This is a genomic window from Streptomyces sp. NPDC055189 (assembly GCF_053606765.1).
Window position 1 is genome coordinate 129244 of record NZ_JBSGSG010000005.1, and the last position, 20190, is coordinate 149433.

Below are 20190 nucleotides of genomic sequence, written 5' to 3' on the forward strand. Positions count from 1 at the left end.
GTGGAGGGCCCTTTCGGCGTCACGGAAGGGGGCGGCGGGCTCAGCGGAAGCGGCGTACTCCCGACGGCGTGACCACGGCGTGCACGGGCTTGTCGTGCGGCTCCCGGGGGACGCGGCCGACGACCTCCGTGTCGTACAGGAGCACCACCAGGGCGGGATCGGCCCCGGCCCGCCCCAGCCGGGCGAGCACCCTGTCGTACGACCCGCCGCCGCGCCCGAGCCGCATCCCGTGCTCGTCCACGGCCAGGCCCGGCAGCAGCACCGCGTCCGCCGCCACGACGGCATCGGGTCCGAGCGGCGCCCCCGATGGCTCCAAAAGCTCCATCTTTCCGGGGCGTTGTACGCGGGCCAGTGAGCCCGCGCCCGCGTAGGCCGCCCAGTCCAGGTCGTTGTCCGCGAGGAGCACCGGCAGCAGGACCCGCGTCCCGCGCGCGTGGAGGGCGTCAAGGAGCGCGCGCGTCCCCGGTTCGCTCCCCACGGAGACGTACGCGGCGACCGTGCGCGCTCCCGAGAGCTCGGGAAGCTCCAGTGCGCGGTCGGCGAGAACCGCGGCGGCTTTCTGCGCGTCATCCCTAGTCAACCGGCGTCTCACCGCGAGGATTTCTCCGCGCAACGTTCGCTTGGTTGGCTGGTTCGGGTCGGCTTCTTGCATGGTGCGCTCACAAATCCCTTCAGGTGCGCTCATATGAGAACAAAATGTCCGCACCCACAGATTCCGCACATACTCACCGGTTATGGTTACGGACATGACTGAGTCTCACCCCCCGCGGATCAGCAAGGCTGTCATTCCCGCAGCAGGTCTCGGCACCCGGTTCCTGCCGGCCACCAAGGCCACTCCGAAGGAGATGCTGCCGGTCGTCGACAAGCCGGCGATCCAGTACGTGGTCGAGGAGGCCGCTTCCGCCGGCCTCGATGACGTCCTCATGATCACGGGTCGCAACAAGCGCCCCCTGGAGGACCACTTCGACCGCAACTACGAACTGGAGTCGGCCCTCCTGAAGAAGGGCGACGAGGCGAGGCTGGCGAAGGTCCAGGAGTCCAGCGACCTCGCGACCATGCACTACGTACGCCAGGGCGACCCCAAGGGACTCGGTCACGCCGTCCTGTGCGCCGCCCCGCACGTCGGCAACGAACCGTTCGCGGTGCTCCTCGGCGACGACCTGATCGACCCGCGCGACCCGCTGCTCGCCCGCATGGTCGAGGTCCAGGAGCGGCACGGCGGCAGCGTCGTCGCCCTCATGGAGGTGGCCCCGGAACAGATCCACCTCTACGGCTGCGCGGCCGTGGACACCACGGACGAGGGCGACGTCGTCAAGGTCACGGGCCTGGTCGAGAAGCCCGACGCTGCGGATGCCCCCAGCAACTACGCCATCATCGGCCGCTATGTCCTGGACCCCCACGTCTTCGACATACTGCGCAAGACCGAGCCGGGCCGCGGCGGCGAGATCCAGCTCACCGACGCCCTCCAGCAGCTCGCCGCGGACGAGAAGGTCGGCGGCCCCGTGCACGGCGTCGTCTTCAAGGGCCGCCGCTATGACACCGGTGACCGCGGCGACTATCTGCGTGCCATTGTCAGACTCGCGTGCGAACGTGAAGACCTGGGCCCGGACTTCCAGGCCTGGCTTCGCAGTTACGTGTCCGAGGAGATGTAGCACTTTGAGCAGCAGCGCGACGACCGAAGTCACCGGCCAGGAACACGTCTGGTCGGTGAGCGAGCACCTGGACGACATCCTCGGATCCGTCCGCCCCCTGGAGCCCATCGAGCTCCAACTCCTCGACGCCCAGGGCTGCGTCCTCGTCGAGGACGTCACGGTGCCCGTCTCGCTGCCGCCCTTCGACAACAGCTCCATGGACGGGTACGCGGTCCGGGTCGCCGACATCGCGGGCGCGAGCGAGGAGTTCCCCGCGGTCCTCACGGTCATCGGCGACGTGGCCGCGGGCCAGGGCGAGCAGCCCACCGTGGGCGCGGGCCAGGCCGCCCGCATCATGACCGGCGCCCCGCTGCCGCCCGGCGCCGAGGCCGTCGTCCCCGTGGAGTGGACCGACGGGGGCCTGGGCGAAGGCCCCGTCTCCGGAATGCGCGCCCACAGCGCGGCGCCCGACGGAGCCTCCGGAGAGGTCCGCGTGCACCGCCCCGCCGAGGCACGCGCGCACGTGCGGGCGCGTGGCAGCGACGTACAGGCCGGTGACCGCGCGCTGACCGCGGGCACGGTCCTGGGCGCCGCGCAGATCGGCCTGCTCGCCGCGATCGGCCGCGGCACGGTCAAGGTGCGCCCGCGCCCCCGCGTGGTCGTCATGTCCACCGGCAGCGAACTGATCCAGCCCGGCGAGGAGTTGGCCAAGGGCCAGATCTTCGACTCCAACAGCTTCGCCCTGACCGCCGCGGCCCGCGAGGCCGGAGCGATCGCCTACCGCGTGGGCGCCGTCGCCGACGACGCCGAGACGCTGCGCTCCACCATCGAGGACCAGCTGATCCGCGCCGACCTCATCGTCACCACGGGCGGCGTCAGCGTCGGCGCGTACGACGTCGTGAAGGAAGCGCTCTCCTCCGTCGGCGACGAGGACGAGGACGGCAGCGGCATCGAGTTCCGCAAGCTCGCCATGCAGCCGGGCAAGCCGCAGGGCTTCGGCTCCATCGGCCCCGACCACACCCCGCTGCTCGCGCTGCCGGGCAACCCGGTGTCGTCGTACGTCTCCTTCGAGATCTTCGTGCGTCCCGCGGTGCGCGCCCTGATGGGCCTTCCGGACGTCCACCGGCCCACGACCCGCGCGGAGCTCACCACCGACAAGGCACTGACCTCGCCTGCCGGGAAGCGGCAGTTCCTGCGCGGGCAATACGACGCCGATGCGGGCAGCGTGCGGCCCGTGGGCGGCGCGGGCTCGCACCTCGTCGCGGCCCTGGCCCACGCGAACGCGCTGATCGTCGTCCCCGAGGACACCGCGTCGGTGGAGCCTGGCACCGACGTCGAAGTGGTCCTGCTCGGCTGAGAGGCGTATCCGCGCGGTACGGTGTCGCGCACATAGGCCCCCACGCGCCGCACCGCGGGAGGCCCGGACCGGGAGCGCCACAGCACATGAGTACGGATCAGGGACTGACACACATCGACGAAGCGGGCGCCGCCCGCATGGTCGACGTATCCGCGAAGGACGTGACGGCGCGCACCGCCAGTGCCAGTGGCCGCGTCCTGGTCTCGCCCCGCGTGATCGAGTTGCTGCGCGGGGAAGGGGTCCCCAAGGGCGACGCCCTGGCCACCGCGCGGATCGCGGGCATCATGGGCGCCAAGCGCACGCCCGACCTGATCCCGCTCTGCCACCCGCTGGCCGTCTCCGGAGTGAAACTCGACCTCTCCGTGGCGGACGACGCCGTCGAGATCCTGGCCACGGTGAAGACGACGGATCGTACGGGCGTCGAGATGGAGGCCCTCACCGCGGTGAGCGTCGCCGCTCTCACCGTGATCGACATGGTCAAGGCGGTCGACAAGGGCGCGGTCATCACGGACGTACGCGTCGAGGAGAAGTCGGGCGGCAAATCCGGGGACTGGAGCCGCGAAGGAGCCGGCGCATGACGGCCTACCGCGCACTCGTCGTCACGGCATCCAACCGCGCCGCCGCCGGGGTCTACGCCGACCGGGGCGGGCCGGTCATCGCCGAGGCGCTGTCCGCGCTCGGCTTCGAGGTCGAAGGCCCCCGGGTCGTTCCCGACGGCGACCCCGTCGAGCAGGCCCTGCGCGAGGGCGCCGAAGCCGGATACGACGTGATCCTCACCACAGGCGGCACCGGCATCTCGCCCACCGACCGCACCCCCGAGGCCACCCGCGCCGTCATCGACCACGAAGTGCCGGGCATCCCGGAGGCGATCCGCGCCTACGGCAGGGAGAAGATCCCCACGGCCGTCCTGTCCCGCGGTCTCGCCGGAGTCGCCGGACGCACCCTCATCGTGAACCTGCCGGGCTCCACCGGCGGCGTACGGGACGGCATGGCCGTCCTGGAGCCCCTCCTGACGCACGCCGTCGAGCAGCTGAGGGGCGGCGACCATCCCAGACCCTCAGGCGGTGCGAGCTGAACAGCCCTTCCTGGCCCGTCGAGCTGACGGACGGCGATGTCGCCCTCCGTCCGATAAAGATGCGCGACCAGCGGCCCTGGCGTGAGGTCAACCGGCGCAACCGGGACTGGCTGCGCCCCTGGGAGGCGACGATCCCGCCGCCCACGCCCAGCGGGCCGATCGTGCACCGCCCGACGTACCGTCAGATGGTCCGGCATCTGCGCGCCGAGGCGCACGCCGGGCGCATGCTGCCCTTCGTGATCGAGTACCAGGGGCGGCTCGTCGGACAGCTGACGGTCGCCGGGATCACCTGGGGATCGATGTGCTCGGGCCATGTCGGCTACTGGGTCGACCAGTCGGTCGCGGGCCGCGGCGTGATGCCGACCGCCGTCGCTCTCGCGGTCGACCATTGCTTCCGATCGGTGGGACTGCACCGTATCGAGGTCTGTATTCGCCCCGAGAACGGGCCCAGTCGCAGGGTCGTGGAGAAACTCGGATTCCGCGAGGAGGGCCTTCGTCCACGCTATCTCCACATCGACGGTGCCTGGCGCGACCATCTTGTCTTCGCGCTCACCGCGGAAGAGGTACCGGAAGGGTTGCTGCGGCGCTGGCACCAGGCAAGACCCCGGAAGACCGCGTAAATAGAATAAGTGTTTGAAAATGATCGGCGATCGACCGTCTGGGGCCCGACTTGATCCCCCCAGAGCATTAATTTCACCGTCTCGGTGGCCTGTTGATCGCATCAGTCACAAAAAAAGTTCGAGATATCAGCCAGATCGTGCGACACACCGGCGCAATTGGCAGATGGCCTCAAGCAAACCCCTCTACCGTGTGAGGCGTGAGCAGCAGCGGCCTCATCTACGCAGTCATCGTCGGGGCCTGGGCCGCCTACTTGGTGCCGATGTGGCTCCGTAGGCAGGACGAGCTCAATGAAGCCCGTCCGACGGAACGCTTCAGCACCGCCATCCGGCTCCTGTCCGGACGTGCGGGGATGGAGCGCCGATACGCCAAGGACCTGCAAGCGCGCTCGCCTGAAGAGGAGGAGTCGCGCGACCCGGACAATGTCACCGGCTCGGTGGACGTCCGGGCCTTCGTCGCGCCTCCGCACCGACAGGGCGGACAGGAAGAGCGGCCCGAGCCGCAGGGCAAGGCGCCGGTCAAACCCCGTGCGCAGCAGCCCCCGGCGAGACCACCGGCGCAGCAGCCCGCGGCCCAGCAGCCGCCGGCCCAGCAGTCGTCGCCGCGGCCCCAGGCGCGGCCCGCGGCGAAGGCCCCGGCCAGATCCTCCGTGCAGGCCCGCGTCGACACCCCGGAGCCGACCCCGGCCCCGACCGGCGCACGGTCTCAGCAGTCGGCCGCCCGCCGGGCGGCGTCGGCGGAAGCCGCCGCGCGCGCCCGGCGCACGAAGGTGCTCGCGCGCCGTCGGCGTACGACGGTGATGCTCTTCGTCGCCTTCACGCTCGGCGCCGTCGTCGCCGCGGTGGGCGGGCTCGCGTTCCTCTGGGCCCCCGCCGCACCGGCCGCGCTCCTCAGCGCGTACATCGTGTACCTGCGGGGCCAGGAGCGGCGTCGCTTCACCTACACCATGGACCGGCGCAGGGCCGAGGTCGCGGCGCAGCGGCTGCGGGAACGCCAGCCGCGCAGGCGCGCGGCGGGCGGCGGCGCGGAAGCGGTCGTCGACGATGCGGAGGAAGGACCCGGGCCCGGGACGGAGACCGGCCTTTCCGCCCTCGCCGCCGACCGCCGCGCGCTGGTCGAGCAGACCGACCACGCGGAGTGGGTGGACCAGCAGCGCGAGCGCCAGCGCCGCCCGGGCCACGGCGACAGCTGGGACCCGGTACCGGTGCCCCTGCCGACGTACGTGACCGCGCCGGTCGCCCCGCGGGCCACCGGTGACGTCGACTTGAGCGCGCCCGACGCCTGGAGCTCCGCACGGTCGAGTTCCGTGGAGCCCGCCGCCGACGAGGCGCACGGTGAGACGGACGAGAGCGAGTACGCCGAGTACGACGACGGCGCGGAAGCCGCCGACGGCGTGGACGGAGCCGATGGCCGCAGCGACGCACGCCGGGCCGCGTCCGCACGCCGGGCCCGCGAGCGGGGGCGCACGCCGCTCTTCGATCAGTACGAGGAAGGGGAGCGGCCGCGTGCCGCCAACGAGTGAGGCCTGACCAGCCAGGAACGGATTTCCGAGCACCCCAATCGGGATGCTAGAGTTTCACTCGTTGCAAGGGCCTGTGGCGCAGTCTGGTAGCGCACCTCGTTCGCATCGAGGGGGTCTGGGGTTCAAATCCCCACAGGTCCACTGCACATGAGATCCCGTCCAGTTCATCGAACTGGGCGGGATCTTTGCGTGTCCGGGGGTTCTCGCGCACGCCGCTCTCGCGCACGCCGGATGCCCGGCGTGCGCCGTGAGAGCTACAGCGGCTTCACGTAGCAGCGGCTCAGGTCGTCGAAGCGGTAGTGGCCGAACTTGGCGGGGGCCGGGGTGTAGCCGGTCGACGTGTAGAGGGCTATGGCCTCCGGCTGCTTCGTGCCCGTCTCCAGGACCATGCGCGTACGGCCCGCGGACCTCGCGTCGTCCTCCAGGGCCGCCAGGATGCGGCGGGCCAGGCCGAGGCCGCGCGCCTCCGGTGTGACGTACATCCGCTTGATCTCGGCGTCGCCGTTTCCGTAGCCCTCGTCGTTCTCCTCGTGGCCGCGCCAGCCGCCGGTGGCCAGCGGCGTGCCGTTCTCGTCGTACGCGACGAGATACAGACCGCCCGGGGCCGCGAACATGGCCGGGTCGAGGGGTGTGATGTCGCCCTCGTCGCCGTACCGCTCCGCGTATTCGAGCTGGACGCGGTCGTTGAGCTCGACCGCGTCGGGGTGGTCGAAGGGGGTCGGGCGCAGCTCTACGGCGGGGCGCTGCAACGGTGACTGGATACTCATGCGAACCATCGTACTTCTATGCGGTGGGGTGAAGTCATCCATTAAGTGTGCCGGTATCGTTCCCGGATGCTCACCGTGACCAGTGTGAATGTGAATGGGCTGCGCGCCGCCGCCAAGAAGGGCTTCGTGGAGTTCCTCGCCGAGACCTCCGCCGACGTGCTCTGCCTCCAGGAGGTACGGGCCGAGCCGCAGCAGTTGCCCGAGGAGGTGCGGGCCCCCGAGGGCTGGCACGTCACGCACGCGCCGGCCGCCGCCAAGGGGCGCGCGGGCGTCTCCCTCTATACGCGGCGTGAGCCGGACCGGGTGCAGGTCGGGTTCGGGTCGCAGGAGTTCGACGACAGCGGGCGCTACATCGAGGCCGATCTGCCCGGTGTCACCGTCGCGAGCCTCTATCTGCCCTCCGGCGAGGTCGGCACGGAGCGGCAGGACGAGAAGATCCGCTTCATGGGGGAGTTCCTCACGTATCTGAAGGGGCTCAAGCAGCGGGCCGCCGCCGAGGGGCGCCAGGTCGTGGTCTGCGGTGACTGGAACATCGCGCACCAGGAGGCCGACCTCAAGAACTGGAAGGGCAACAAGAAGAACTCGGGCTTCCTGCCCGAGGAGCGCGAGTGGCTCACGGAGGTCTTCGAGGGGGACGCCGGGTACGTCGACGTGGTGCGGGCGCTGCATCCCGACGTCGAGGGGCCCTACTCCTGGTGGTCCTACCGGGGGCGCGCCTTCGACAACGACACGGGGTGGCGGATCGACTACCACGTGGCGACGCCGGGGCTCGCGGAGCGCGCGGTCAAGGGGTTCGTGGAGCGGGCGGCCACTCATGGGGAGCGGTGGTCGGACCATGCGCCCGTCACGGTGGTCTACGACATGTGAGTCCGCGCGGCGCCATGGCATGTTGCGAGCGCGTACCTGACAATGACTCAACTGTCAGCCGTGTGGGGGAGACTTCATGTCCGGTGCGTCGATGCCGTCTCGTCGGGGTGTGCTGCTGGGGGCGCTGGTCGCCGGGGTCGGGGCTGGGCTGCCGCTGGCTGCGGCTTCGCCTGCCGGAGCATCGGGCGGTACGCCGGGCGGGGTGCCCCGCCGTACGCCGCCCGTGCTCCTCACCGAGCAGGCGACCCAGCAGATCCTCGTGCTCGACCCGCGGCGCAGGCTGTGGGACGCGGAGCGTGATCCGTCCGTCGTGCGGTGGGCGTTCTCGCCGACGAGGCGCGAGGGGTACGAGGATCTCCGGCCCGAGGAGAGCTGGGTGTATCCGAGTGAGTCGAAGGTGCGAAGACTCAAGGGGCGCACTTATGTGCTGACCACCGCTTCCTTCGGGTTCGTCGCCGTCGTCCACTACCCCTCGGGGGAGCGCTACTGGGGCGCGGCGCTCGGTCCCGGCGACGATCTCTTCAATCCGCACAGTGCGGAGATCCTGCCGGACGGCAATGTCGCGGTGGCGTGCAGTACGGGTGCGCTGGTGCGGTTGTACGCGGCTTCGCAGGGGCCGCGTGCCTCGCAGTACGCCGAGGTGGAGCTCAAGGGGGCGCACGGGCTGCACTGGGACGGTGCGCGCAAGGTGCTGTGGGCCATCGGTGACGATGAGTTGGTCACGTACGAGGTGGGTGGGACGCGGGCTCGGCCCGCGCTGACGCGGCGGTCCTCGGTGGGGCTTCCGGTCGGGACGCCGGGGAAGACTCCCGGCGGGCATGATCTTTTTCCAGTGGCGGGGCGGTCGGGGCGGCTCTGGGTGACCACGAACGCGGCGGTCTTCCAGTACGACATCAAGGGCGGGGTCTTTGTGCAGGACTTTGCCGGGGCCTCGGAGATCTCGCGGAAGTCCGTGAAGGCGGTGGGGGATGATACGCGGACCGGGCAGGTCCTCTCCACCGTGCCGGAGAGTGGGCTTGAGGAGACCTGGTGGACCACCAAGGTGAGTGTCCATCGGCCCCGGGGGGAGTATGAGCTGGTCGACGGCGGGATTTACAAGGCTCGGTGGTTCTTGCCGCGGTAGGGGCGCCGGCCTCAAACGCCGGCCGGGCTGCATTACTCCCCGGGCTTCTCCGATGCCAGCCTGCGGTCCAGTGCCATCGACAGTTCCGCCTCCACCACGCTCTTCGCCAGCGGGCGCATGCGCTCGATGCTTACGTTGCCCGCCTCCGACGGCGTGTGCGTGCGGATGGTCGTGATGAACAACTCCGCCAGCGCGTCCGCGTGTTCACGTACGCGCTGGCCCGCCTCCAGGACCGCCGCCAGTGGGATGCCCTCGCGGACCAGTGCCGATGAGACGTCCAGGAGGCGGCGGCTCACGTGGACGATTTCGTCGCCGTCCGTGCCGAGGTAGCCGAGGTCCATGGCCGCTGCGAGGTTCTCGGGAGTGACCTCGCCCGCGAAGCGGTCGGCCAGTTCCTCGGGGGTGAGGCGGACCGGGGTCTCCTCCGTGGGTTCGCCGATGCCCAGGAGTTCGCCGACGTCGCGGCCGTTCTCGAAGGCCTCCGCGAGTTCCGCGATGCCGCTCAGGGTGTGGCCGCGCTCCAGGAGTGCGGCGATCGTGCGCAGTCTTGCCAGGTGGTGGTCGTCGTACCAGGCGATGCGGCCCTCGCGGCGGGGCGGCGGGATCAGGCCGCGCTCTCGGTAGAAGCGCACGGTGCGCACCGTGATGCCGGCGACCTTGGCCAACTCCTCCATGCGGTACTCGCGTGTCTCTGCCACGGCAGCAGCCTATGCGCTGCCGGATCGTGTGCGTCGTGTGCGTGTTCTACCGGCGGTAACTCGCGGCGCCAGACCCCTACCCATCAGTAGGGAGTTGTTCTACTCTCCCAATTGCGCCAGTGGACACTGGCGGAGTCGTGATGCAGTTCGGGAGGCGGCGGCATGGCCGAGGACGAGCGCCAGCAGGAGCGCGGGCAGGGGCGCGAGGGCGGGCCCGGGAGTGGTCGCGCACACGAACATGTGCGGGTGGCGGTGATCGGGTCCGGGTTCGGCGGGCTCGGGGCGGCGGTCCGGCTGCGCCGCGAGGGCATCACCGACTTCGTGGTCCTGGAGCGGGCCGACGCGGTGGGCGGCACCTGGCGGGACAACAGCTACCCGGGCTGCGCCTGCGACGTGCCCTCGCATCTGTACTCGTTCTCCTTCGCGCCCAATCCCGACTGGCCGCGCACCTTCTCGGGGCAGGGGCGCATCAGGGAGTACCTGGAGCAGGTCGCCGACACCTTCCGGCTGCGCTCGCACATCCGCCTGAACACCGAGGTGGAGCTGTTGCGCTGGGACGCGGACCGGCTGCTGTGGGAGATCGAGACCAGCAACGGCACCCTCACCGCCGACGTCGTCGTCTCCGCCACCGGGCCGCTCTCCGACCCGAAGCTGCCGGACATCCCCGGCCTCGACACCTTCGAGGGCAAGGTCTTCCACTCCGCGCGCTGGGACCACGACTACGACCTGCGCGGCAAGCGCGTCGCGATGATCGGGACCGGCGCTTCCGCCATCCAGATCGTGCCCGCCATCCAGCGCGAGGTCGGCAAGCTCACGCTCTTCCAGCGCACGCCGCCCTGGGTGATGCCGCGCATGGACCGCCCCATCAGCAAGGCCGAGCGCTGGCTGCACCGCCAGCTGCCGTTCACCACGCAGGCCCGGCGCGGAATCCTGTGGGGTATCCGGGAGCTGCAGGTCCAGGCGTTCACCAAGCGGCCGAACGAGCTCGGCATGGTCGAGCAGCTCGCCAAGCGGAACATCGCCAGGGCCGTCAAGGACCCGGCGCTGCGGGCCAAGCTGACCCCCTCGTACCGCATCGGCTGCAAGCGGATCCTGCTCTCCAACACCTATTACCCGGCGCTCGCGCAGCCCAATGTGGACGTCGTCGCCAGCGGGCTCAGCGAGGTGCGCGGCAATACCGTCGTCGCCGCGGACGGCACCGAGACCGAGGTCGACGCGATCATCTTCGGTACGGGCTTCCATGTGACGGACATGCCGATCGCCAACCGCGTGGTGGGGTCGGACGGCGTGACGATGATGGAGACCTGGAAGGACGGGATGAAGTCGCTGCGCGGCGCGACCGCAGCGGGCTTCCCCAACTTCATGACCGTCATCGGACCGAACACCGGCCTCGGCAACTCCTCGATGATCCTCATGATCGAGTCCCAGCTGAACTATCTCGCCGACTACATGCGGCAGTTGGACGTCCTGGGCGACCGGGCCGCGCTCGCCGTGCGGACGAGTGCCGTCAACGCCTGGAACGACAAGGTCCAGGAGCGGATGAAGCGCACCGTGTGGAACACCGGCGGCTGCAACAGCTGGTACCTCGACGAGAACGGCGTGAACACCACGATCTGGCCCGGCACGACGAGCGAGTTCCGCAATGCCACGCGGCGGGTGGATCTCGCCGAGTACGAGGTGGTGCGGCCGCCGAAGGTGAGCCCGGAGGCTGAGGCGCAGGCGGCGGCGAAGCCGAGGACCCGTAAGACGAAGAAGGTCGAGGCAGGGGCATGAGCAGGCTGATGCATGTGACGAGCGGTCCTTTCGCGCCGCCTCCCGCGGCCAGGGAGCTGACCGTCGTGTCGGCGGACGGCGCGCGGCTGCACGCCGAGGTGCACGGCCCCGAGGGCGCGCCCGCGGTGGTGCTCGCGCACGGGTGGACCTGCTCGACCGCCTTCTGGGCGGCGCAGATACGTGAGCTCGCCGTCGATCACCGTGTGATCGCGTACGACCAGCGGGGGCACGGGCGCAGTGCGGCGCCGGACGGCGTGGAGGGCTACAGCACCACCGCCCTCGCGGACGATCTGGAGGCCGTGCTCGCGGCGACGCTGGAGCCGGGGGAGCAGGCGGTGCTCGCCGGGCACTCCATGGGCGGCATGACGATCATGGCCGCGAGCACGCGGCCCGGGTTCCGGGAGCACGCGGCGGCGGTTCTGCTGTGCAGCACGGGCAGCTCGCGGCTCGTCGCCGAGTCGACCGTGGTGCCGATGCGGGCCGGGGCGCTGCGGACGCGGCTCACGCGGTCGGTCCTCGGCGCGAAGGCGCCGCTGGGGCCGGTCACGCCCATGGCCCGCAAGATCCTCAAGTACGCGACGATGGGGCCGGGTTCGGCGCCGGAGCGGGTCGAGGTGTGCGCCCGGATCGTGCACGGGTGCCCGCGGGTGGTGCGCTACCGCTGGTCGCACGTCCTGGACGAGCTCGCGCTCGACGCGGGGGTCCTGGAGCTGACCGTGCCGACCGCGGTCATCGCGGGGACGGCCGACCGGATGACGCCCGTCGCGCTCGCACGGCGCATCGCCGGGATGCTGCCGGACTCCCTCGGTCTCACCGAGCTGCCGGGCATCGGCCACATGACGCCCGTCGAGGCGCCGGAAGCGGTCACGGACGGGATCAGGGATCTCGTGAAGAGGTACGTACGAGCCGGCGAGCAGCGGGTTCAGGGGCTTGAGGGGAGCAGCGCATGAGCAAGGTCAGCCTGGAGGGCCAGGTCGCGGTCGTCACCGGGGCGGCGCGGGGCGTGGGTGAGCTGCTCGCGCGCAAGCTTTCGGCGCGGGGTGCGAAGATCGCGCTCGTCGGGCTCGAACCGGACGAGCTGAAGCAGGTGGCGGGGCGGCTGCACACCGAGGCCGAGGCCTGGCACGCGGATGTGACCGACCATGAGGCCATGGCCCGGGTCGCGCAGGAGATCAAGGAGCGGTTCGGGAAGGTCGACATCGTCGTCGCCAACGCGGGCGTCGCCAACGGCGGTCCCTTCGTCGAGTCCGACCCCGTGGCGTGGCGCCGCGTGATCGAGGTCAACCTCATCGGCAGCGCGGTGACGGGGCGGGCGTTCCTTCCGGTCCTGATGGAGAGCCGGGGTTACCTGCTCCAGATCGCCTCGCTCGCGGCGATCACTCCGGCGCCGATGATGTCGGCGTACTGCGCGTCGAAGTCGGGCGTGGAGGCGTACGCGCACTGTCTGCGGGCCGAGGTCGGCTACAAGGGCGTGAAGGTGGGCGTCGGTTACCTGTCCTGGACGGACACCGACATGGTGCGGGGCGCGGACCAGGACGACGTGATGCGGGAGTTGCGGCAGCGCCTGCCGTGGCCGTCCAACAAGACGTACCCGCTGGGTCCGGCCGTCGACCGGATCGTCGCCGGGATCGAGCGCCGGTCCAGCCATGTGTATGCGCAGTGGTGGCTGCGGGGGATGCAGGGGATCCGGGGTTACCTCCCGGCTCTCATCGGTACGGTCGGGCAGCGTGAGATGCGGCGGTTCGAACCCCGCCTTGCCTCGGTCTCCACGGGGCTCGTGGGAGCGGGGGGCTCCGCCGATGAACAGGCCCGTACTGGGCGGTAGTTGATTCTGCGGGGCGGGGTTTCGCTTCACTGCGGGGTGGGGCTTGGCTGCCGCGCCGTGGGGGCGACCCTGTCCCGCCGCTTCGCGGCGGATCTCTCCCACCCGCCCACCCGGCACTCGGCGGTGGATCGGTCACGCAAGCACCCCGCCGCACGCAGTGATGAGGCCCCCGGCGTCCCGGGGGCCTCATCCGTTCAAGCACAGCGCAGCGTCAGGCTCGTAGCCTCAGCTGAACTTGTCCTGCTGCTCCTGCGCGGCGTCGCGGGCCTGGTCCTGGCCCTGCGAGCTGCGCTCGCTCGCCTCGTCCTGCGCCTGCGAAGCCCGGTCACGCGCCTCATCCTGCTTTTCGCCCATCGCGCCCTTCGCCTTGTCGGCGAGGTCGTTGGCCTTGTCCTGGAACTGGTCCTTGATGCCCATGCTTGTTCACTCCTAGAGGGTGAGGTTGGAGGGGCCTCGACCAGACTGACATGCAGGTACTTTCCTCGCATTTCGATCATTAACGGTCAGTTGCCTCAACGGTCAGTCACCGCGCGGCGGCAGCTTCGGACGCCGCCGGTCCGGCACGTCGTCCAGGCTCGGCGGCGTCGCCGCCGGCTGCCGCTCCAGGAGGTCCAGCGCCACCTGCACCGCGTCGTCGAGCTGCGCGTGCCGCCCCTCCGCCCAGTCCAGGGGCGTGCGAAGGACCTCCAGGTCCGGGGCCACGCCATGGTTCTCCACGGACCAGCCGTACTCGTCGAACCACCCCGCGTTCATCGGCACCGTGATGACCGTGCCGTCCCCGAGCACGTGCCGCCCGGTCATGCCCACCACGCCGCCCCACGTGCGCTGGCCCACCACGGGGCCGAGGCCGAGCAGCTTGAAGGCCGCCGTGATCATGTCGCCGTCGGAGGAGGTCGCCTCGTCGGCCAGGGCCACCACGGGCCCCCGTGGCGCGTTCGAGGCGTACGAGACGGGCTGGGCGTTCCGTGTCAGGTCCCAGCCCAGGATCTTGCGCGTCAGCTTCTCGATCACCAGCTCGCTGATGTGGCCGCCCGCGTTGCCGCGCACGTCCACGATCAGGGCGGGGCGCGAGACCTCCAGGCGCAGGTCGCGGTTGAACTGGGCCCAGCCGGAGCCGCCCATGTCGGGGATGTGCAGATAGCCGCACTTTCCCTCGCTCAACTCCCGTACGACGTCGCGTCGTTTGGCCACCCAGTCCTGGTAGCGCAGGGGGCGTTCGTTGATGAGGGGGACGATCGCCACCCGCCTCGGCCTGCCCTCCGTCTCCGCCGCCTCGAACGTCAGCTCCACCGTCGTACCGCCCGCCGCCGCGAGCAGCGGGAAGGGGCCCGTCACGGGGTCCACCGGGCGGCCGTCGATGTGCGTGAGGACCGCGCCCTCGCGGATGCCCGCGCCCGCGAGCGGCGAGCGCGCCTTGGAGTCCGACGATTCGCCGGGCAGGATCCGCTTGACCATCCAACTGTTGTCCCGGCAGACCAGGTTGGCGCCGAGCAGCCCCATCGCCCGCTGGTAGTGCGGCGGCCCTTCGTTGCGGCGGGCGGCGGAGACGTACGCATGGGAAGTGCCCAGTTCGCCCAGGACCTCGCGGAGCAGGTCCGCGAACTCGTCGGGGGACGCGACCCGGTCCACGAGCGGCCGGTACTGGTCCAGGACCGCGGGCCAGTCGATGCCGCACATGTGCGGCTCCCAGAAGTAGGCGCGGATGAGGCGGCCCGCCTCGTCGTAGGCCTGGCGCCACTCGGCCGCCGGGTCGACCTCGTGCAGGATGCGGCGCAGATCGATCCAGACGGTCGTGTCGCCGTCGCCGACCTCCGTCGAGGGGACCGCGCTCAGGTCGCCCTCGTCGACCACCACGAGCCGCGTGCCGTCGCCGCTGAGCGCGAACCAGTCGAGGTGGTCGACCAGGGCGGACTTCTTGGCCTTGGCGATGTTGAAGTACTCCAGGGTGGGGCGGCCCGAGGTGTCCGCCGGGTTGGCGAACGTCTCGCCGAGCGCGCCCGAGATCGGCCAGCGCAGCCAGACCAGGCCGCCGCCGCTCACGGGGTGGAGCGCCGAGTACTTCGACGCCGAGACCGGGAACGGCGTCACCCTGCTCTCCAGGCCCTCCACCTCCACGATGACGGACCCGGCCGGCGAGAGACCGTCGGCCGGATCGAGTCCGCCCGCGGCCGGGCGGCCGTCGGGGGAGAGGGCGAAGGGGGACGGGGTCGCCGACGACAGGGGGACCAGGTAGGGGCGGCAGCCGAGGGGGAAGGACAGGTCGCCCGTGTGCACGTCGTAGACCGGGTCGAAGCCGCGCCAGGACAGGAAGGCGAGGTAGCGGCCGTCGCGGGTGAAGACCGGGTTCTCGTCCTCGAAGCGGCCGTTGGTGACGTCGACGATGATGCGGCAGCCGGGGCCCTCGATCCGGGCCATCTTGATCTGGCGGAGCGAGCGGCCGATGCCCGGATGCGACCAGGTCAGCCACGCCCCGTCCGGGGAGAACGCCAGGTCGCGCACGGGACCGTTGGTGGAGACGATCAGCTCCGTCACCTCGCCGTCGGACTCCTCGGTCGCGTCGACGAGCAGGAGCCTGCCGTCGTTCGACGCGATCGCGAGCCGTTCGCCCTCGGGGTCGGAGAGCAGTTCCAGGACCCGGCCGAGCTTTCCCTGCGCCAGCCTGCGGGGCAGGCGCGCACCGCTGGCCCGCGGCAGGTAGGCGATCTCGACGGCGTCCTCGCCCTCCGCGTCGGTGACGTAGGCGACCTGCCCGCCCTTGCCGAGCATCTCCGGCAGCCGCACGCGCACGCCCGGGGTGTCCGTGATGGTGCGGGCGGGCCCGTCCCGGTGCGTGAGCCAGTACAGGCTGCCGCGTACGACGACGGCGCTGGCCCGGCCCGTCGCGTCCACGGAGAGCGAGTCGACGTGCTGCGCGGCCGGCACCTGATAGATCCGCCGCCCGGCGCGCGGCCCGCCGAGGCGCACGTCGAGGCGGCGAGGCACGGAGCCGGGACTCAGGTCGTCCACCAGCCAGACGTCGCCCGCGCACTGGTAGACGACGCGGGCGCCGTCGCTGGACGCGTGCCGGGCGTAGAACGTGTCGTGATCGGTGTGCCGCCGCAGGTCGGAGCCGTCCGGCAGGCAGGAGTAGAGGTTGCCGACGCCCTCGTGGTCGGAGAGGAAGGCGATCCTGCCGTCCACGAACATCGGGGCGTCCAGATGCCCGTCGAGGTCGGGCAGGAGCTGCTCGCCGTGCAGCCACAGGCGGCCCGTGGCCCCGCCCCGGTAGCGCTTCCAGGCCGCGGGCTCGTGCGGCGGCTTTCCGGTGAGCAGGAGCGTCTTGCGTTCGCCCTCGATGTCGTTGACCGCGATGTCGTACACCGGGCCCCAGGGCAGCGCTCCGCCGGGCGAGCCGTCGGTGGGCACGCTGTAGGCCCAGCAGAAGTACGAGAAGGGCTGCCCGTGCGAGGAGACGGCGAGGATGTCGCCGTCGGGGGACCAGCCGCAGACCCGGGTGTCCGTGCTGCCCCAGTAGGTGAGGCGGCGGGCGGGGCCGCCGTCCACCGGGGCCAGGTGGATCTCCGGGTCGAGACTGCGCCATGTCGTGTACGCGATGTGGCGGCCGTCCGGCGAGAAGCGCGGGTGGCTCACCTTGGTCCGGTCGACGGTCACCCGCCAGGCCCGGCCCGCAGGCTCGCCGTCCTTGCTCAGCGGGGCCACCCAGAGATCGTCCTCGGCCGCGAAACAGAGGCGGTCGCCGCTGAGGTGCGGAAATCGCAGGTAGGCGTGGTCAGCGTGGGCTTCATCGCGCGCGTCGGTCACCTCACCATGCTTTTCCGGTGTGCAGGGCCCGGCAACTCGTACAGGGGGACGAACAGGCGCGGCGGCCCTCGCGTGACGCAGCACACGTACGAAACGGTTTCGTTTCGTTAAGCCCGCGGGTACAGTCATGGCGTACGCAACAGTTTCGACAGGGAGCGGAGGGATCATGGCTGAGGCGGCAACGGTGCGGCGCAGCCGGATCACACCCGAGCGCGAGGCCGAGCTCTATGCGGCCGTGCTCGATCTGCTCCGTGAGGTCGGCTACGAAGCGCTCACGATGGACGCCATCGCGGCCCGCACGAAATCCAGCAAGGCCACCCTCTACCGCCAGTGGGGGAGCAAGCCCGAGCTGGTAGCGAGGGCGCTGCGGCACAACAAGCCGGTTTCCATCGCGGACATCGACACCGGGACCCTGCGCGGGGACCTGATGGAGAGCGTCGACCGTTCGGACGACTGTCAGATGGAGCGGGACGCCGCGCTGATGCGGAGCCTGTTCCACGCCATCCACGACAATCCGGAACTCCACCAGGCGTTGCGGCAGCTGCTCGTCGAGCCGGAGATCACCGGCCTGAACGCACTGCTGCGCAGGGCCGTGGAGCGCGGCGAAGTGTCCCCGGACAACCCCGCGCTGGACTTCGTCATCCACATGATGATCGGCGGCTTCGTCGCCCGTGACCTGATCGAGGACCGCACGGTCGACCGTGACTTCCTCCGTTCCTACATCGACGCCGTGATCCTCCCCGCTCTCGGCGTCTGACCGAACCCCCTCACCAGGACCACCCCTTCCACCTGACGCGACCGCTCACGTCGTCGGGCTGATCCCCCCTGCCCCGTAGACACCACGACCTGACCGGGAGTACGCCCTCGTGGCCACTTTCCTCTACAAACTAGGCCGACTCGCCTTCAGGCGGCGGCACTTCGTCGCCTTGATATGGGTGGCGCTCCTGACCCTCGCCGGAGTCGGCGCGGCGTCCGCGCCCACCGCCGCGTCCAGCTCCTTCTCCATTCCGGGTACGGAGGCCCAGAAGGCCTTCGACCTGCTCGAAGAGCGGGTGCCCGAAGCCAGTGCCGACGGTGCGAGCGCCAAGGTCGTCTTCAAGGCGCCGGACGGCGAGAAGGTCACCGACCCGCAGAACAAGGCCGACATCGAGAAGACCGTCGCCGCGCTCAAGTCCGGTTCGGACGAGGTCGCGCGGGCGGACAGCCCCTTCCAGACCAAGACGGTCAGCAAGGACGGCTCCACGGCGTACGCGTCGGTCTCCTACAAGGTCACCTCGATGGAGTTGACCGAGGACAGCCGTGACGCCCTGGAGAAGACGACCGACGAGGCGCGGGATTCCGGGCTGACGGTCGAGGTCGGCGGCGACGCGCTCCAGGCGATGCCCGAGACCGGGGCCACCGAGGTCATCGGCATCGCGGTCGCGGCCGTCGTCCTCGTCATCACCTTCGGTTCGCTGATCGCGGCGGGGCTTCCGCTGCTCACCGCGCTGATCGGCGTGGGCATCGGTGTCTCCACGATCACCGCGCTCGCCAGCGCGCTCGACCTGGGTACGACGACCTCCACGCTCGCCATGATGATCGGCCTCGCGGTCGGCATCGACTACGCGCTCTTCATCGTCTCGCGCTACCGCGGCGAACTCGCCGACGGGCGGGACCGTGAGGAGGCCGCGGGACGCGCCGTCGGGACGGCCGGTTCGGCCGTGGTCTTCGCCGGACTCACCGTGGTCATCGCCCTTGTCGGTCTGGCCGTGGTGAACATTCCGATGCTCACCAAGATGGGCTTCGCGGCGGCGGGCACGGTGGTCATCGCCGTACTCATCGCGCTGACCCTGATTCCGGCGCTGCTCGGTTACGCGGGCAAGAAGGTCAAGCCCACGGGCGAGAAGAGCAAGGTGCTCGGGGGCGGCAGGAAGAAGGCCGAAGCCGCTGACGCCGACGCCAAGCCGAAGGACAACCTCGGCACGCGCTGGGCGCGCTTCGTCGTCCGCCGTCCGCTGACCGTCCTGCTCATCGGCGTGATCGGCCTGGGCGCCGCCGCGCTGCCCGTCTCCTCCCTCGAACTGGGCCTCCCGGACGACGGCTCGCAGCCGACGTCCACGACCCAGCGCAAGGCGTACGACCTGGTCTCCGACGGATTCGGCCCCGGCTTCAACGGCCCGCTGATGGCGGTCGCCGACCTCAAGGGCTCGGACGACCCGAAGGCCGCGGCAGGCGAGATCAGGAAGACGATCGCCGGCCTCGACGACGTCCTCTCGGTCGCCCCGCCGATGCTCAACAAGGCCGGTGACACGGCGATCATCAGCGTCGTCCCGTCCTCGAAGCCCAGCGGCATCGAGACCGAGGACCTCGTGCACGCGATCCGTGACGCGGGCGCCGACATCAAGTCCGACACCGGCGCGAGCGTCATGGTCACCGGCTCGACGGCCATGAACATCGACGTCTCGGAGAAGCTGAACGACGCCCTGCTGCCCTACCTGGCACTCGTCGTCGGCCTCGCCTTCCTCCTCCTGATCGTCGTCTTCCGCTCCATCCTGGTCCCGCTCAAGGCGGCCCTCGGCTTCCTGCTCTCGGTCCTCGCGGCCCTGGGCGCGGTCGTCGCGGTCTTCCAGTGGGGCTGGCTCGGCTCGGTCTTCGGCGTGGAGCAGACCGGCCCGATCATGAGCATGATGCCGATCTTCATGGTGGGCGTCGTCTTCGGCCTCGCGATGGACTACGAGGTGTTCCTCGTGACGCGCATGCGAGAGGCGTACGTCCACGGGGAGCGCCCCGGCCAGGCAATCGTGACCGGCTTCCGGCACGGCGCCCGGGTGGTCTCCGCCGCCGCGGTGATCATGATGGCGGTCTTTGCCGGATTCATCGGCTCCAGCGAGCAGATGGTGAAGATGATCGGCTTCGGTCTGGCGATCGCCGTCTTCTTCGACGCGTTCATCGTGCGCATGGCGCTGGTCCCGGCCGTGCTCGCGCTGCTGGGCAAGAAGGCGTGGTGGCTGCCGAGGTGGCTGGACCGGGCGTTGCCGAATGTGGATGTCGAGGGTGAGGGGCTGCGGGACCTCGACTCGGCGGGCAAGCGTGACCGGGACGAGGACAACCGGGAGCTCGAGCGCGTTTGATGTACGCGTCTGACGTACGGGTT

18 protein-coding genes and 1 tRNA gene are annotated in these 20190 nt (G+C 70.6%); 14 read left to right on the plus strand and 5 right to left on the minus strand.

Annotated features, from left to right (window positions below):
* Positions 1-40: 40 nt before the first annotated feature.
* A complete protein-coding gene (locus ACWFR3_RS05785; protein ID WP_453733366.1) occupies positions 41-652 on the minus strand; it encodes a 5-formyltetrahydrofolate cyclo-ligase in 612 nt (203 codons plus the stop codon).
* 94 nt (positions 653-746) lie between these two features.
* Here ACWFR3_RS05785 and galU point away from each other — a divergent pair, with 94 nt between their 5' ends.
* The 7 genes from galU (at position 747) to ACWFR3_RS05820 (ending at position 6344) form a co-directional block, all read left to right on the plus strand.
* Positions 747-1652 carry a UTP--glucose-1-phosphate uridylyltransferase GalU gene (gene galU, locus ACWFR3_RS05790; RefSeq protein WP_453733297.1) on the plus strand — a complete coding sequence of 302 codons (906 nt, stop codon included), beginning with the start codon at positions 747-749 and terminating at the stop codon, positions 1650-1652.
* Positions 1653-1656: 4 nt separating this feature from the next.
* The gene (gene glp, locus ACWFR3_RS05795; protein ID WP_453733298.1) at positions 1657-2988 is read left to right on the plus strand and encodes a molybdotransferase-like divisome protein Glp; all 1332 of its coding nucleotides are present in this window, start codon (positions 1657-1659) and stop codon (positions 2986-2988) included.
* An 86-nt stretch (positions 2989-3074) separates the two neighbouring features.
* Positions 3075-3566: a cyclic pyranopterin monophosphate synthase MoaC gene (gene moaC / locus ACWFR3_RS05800; RefSeq protein ID WP_397716431.1), complete on the plus strand. Its 492-nt coding sequence runs from the start codon at positions 3075-3077 to the stop codon at positions 3564-3566.
* The gene (locus tag ACWFR3_RS05805; protein WP_453733299.1) at positions 3563-4063 is read left to right on the plus strand and encodes a MogA/MoaB family molybdenum cofactor biosynthesis protein; all 501 of its coding nucleotides are present in this window, start codon (positions 3563-3565) and stop codon (positions 4061-4063) included. The genes moaC and ACWFR3_RS05805 overlap by 4 nt, the downstream gene beginning before the upstream one ends.
* Positions 4060-4683 (plus strand): GNAT family N-acetyltransferase, encoded by a 624-nt coding sequence (locus ACWFR3_RS05810; RefSeq protein WP_283779166.1) that lies wholly within the window; start codon positions 4060-4062, stop codon positions 4681-4683. Before ACWFR3_RS05805 ends, ACWFR3_RS05810 begins: the two co-directional genes overlap by 4 nt.
* Positions 4684-4880: 197 nt before the next feature.
* The gene (gene sepX, locus ACWFR3_RS05815) at positions 4881-6203 is read left to right on the plus strand and encodes a divisome protein SepX/GlpR (protein ID WP_453733300.1); all 1323 of its coding nucleotides are present in this window, start codon (positions 4881-4883) and stop codon (positions 6201-6203) included.
* A 67-nt stretch (positions 6204-6270) separates the two neighbouring features.
* A tRNA-Ala gene (locus tag ACWFR3_RS05820) sits at positions 6271-6344 on the plus strand.
* Between the two features lie 113 nt (positions 6345-6457).
* Here the strand turns inward: ACWFR3_RS05820 and ACWFR3_RS05825 are convergent.
* Positions 6458-6970 carry a GNAT family N-acetyltransferase gene (locus ACWFR3_RS05825; protein WP_453733301.1) on the minus strand — a complete coding sequence of 171 codons (513 nt, stop codon included), beginning with the start codon at positions 6968-6970 and terminating at the stop codon, positions 6458-6460.
* A 66-nt stretch (positions 6971-7036) separates the two neighbouring features.
* Between ACWFR3_RS05825 and ACWFR3_RS05830 the strand changes: the two genes are divergently transcribed.
* Positions 7037-7837 (plus strand): exodeoxyribonuclease III, encoded by an 801-nt coding sequence (locus tag ACWFR3_RS05830; RefSeq protein ID WP_453733302.1) that lies wholly within the window; start codon positions 7037-7039, stop codon positions 7835-7837.
* 91 nt (positions 7838-7928) lie between these two features.
* A complete protein-coding gene (locus ACWFR3_RS05835; protein WP_453733303.1) occupies positions 7929-8960 on the plus strand; it encodes a DUF6528 family protein in 1032 nt (343 codons plus the stop codon).
* 32 nt (positions 8961-8992) lie between these two features.
* Here the strand turns inward: ACWFR3_RS05835 and ACWFR3_RS05840 are convergent, their stop codons facing one another.
* Positions 8993-9634, minus strand: a complete 642-nt coding sequence (locus ACWFR3_RS05840; RefSeq protein WP_453733367.1) for a MerR family transcriptional regulator — start codon at positions 9632-9634, stop codon at positions 8993-8995.
* A 186-nt stretch (positions 9635-9820) separates the two neighbouring features.
* On the opposite strand from ACWFR3_RS05840, the gene ACWFR3_RS05845 reads away from it, so the two are divergent.
* Genes ACWFR3_RS05845 through ACWFR3_RS05855 form a run of 3 tightly spaced genes read left to right on the plus strand, consistent with a single transcriptional unit; the run spans position 9821 to position 13256 of the window.
* A complete protein-coding gene (locus ACWFR3_RS05845; protein WP_453733304.1) occupies positions 9821-11431 on the plus strand; it encodes a flavin-containing monooxygenase in 1611 nt (536 codons plus the stop codon).
* Positions 11428-12381, plus strand: coding sequence for an alpha/beta fold hydrolase (locus ACWFR3_RS05850; RefSeq protein ID WP_453733305.1), 954 nt, complete (start codon positions 11428-11430; stop codon positions 12379-12381). Before ACWFR3_RS05845 ends, ACWFR3_RS05850 begins: the two co-directional genes overlap by 4 nt.
* Positions 12378-13256, plus strand: coding sequence for an SDR family oxidoreductase (locus tag ACWFR3_RS05855; RefSeq protein ID WP_453733306.1), 879 nt, complete (start codon positions 12378-12380; stop codon positions 13254-13256). The genes ACWFR3_RS05850 and ACWFR3_RS05855 overlap by 4 nt, the downstream gene beginning before the upstream one ends.
* A 225-nt stretch (positions 13257-13481) precedes the next feature.
* Here the strand turns inward: ACWFR3_RS05855 and ACWFR3_RS05860 are convergent, their stop codons facing one another.
* A complete protein-coding gene (locus tag ACWFR3_RS05860) occupies positions 13482-13673 on the minus strand; it encodes a hypothetical protein (protein ID WP_453733307.1) in 192 nt (63 codons plus the stop codon).
* Positions 13674-13775: 102 nt separating this feature from the next.
* Complete coding sequence (locus ACWFR3_RS05865; RefSeq protein ID WP_453733308.1) at positions 13776-17057, minus strand: S41 family peptidase; 3282 nt, start codon at positions 17055-17057, stop codon at positions 13776-13778.
* Between the two features lie 166 nt (positions 17058-17223).
* Between ACWFR3_RS05865 and ACWFR3_RS05870 the strand changes: the two genes are divergently transcribed.
* Positions 17224-17814, plus strand: coding sequence for a TetR/AcrR family transcriptional regulator (locus ACWFR3_RS05870; RefSeq protein WP_453733309.1), 591 nt, complete (start codon positions 17224-17226; stop codon positions 17812-17814).
* 109 nt (positions 17815-17923) lie between these two features.
* Positions 17924-20167 carry an MMPL family transporter gene (locus ACWFR3_RS05875; protein ID WP_453733310.1) on the plus strand — a complete coding sequence of 748 codons (2244 nt, stop codon included), beginning with the start codon at positions 17924-17926 and terminating at the stop codon, positions 20165-20167.
* Positions 20168-20190: the final 23 nt, after the last annotated feature.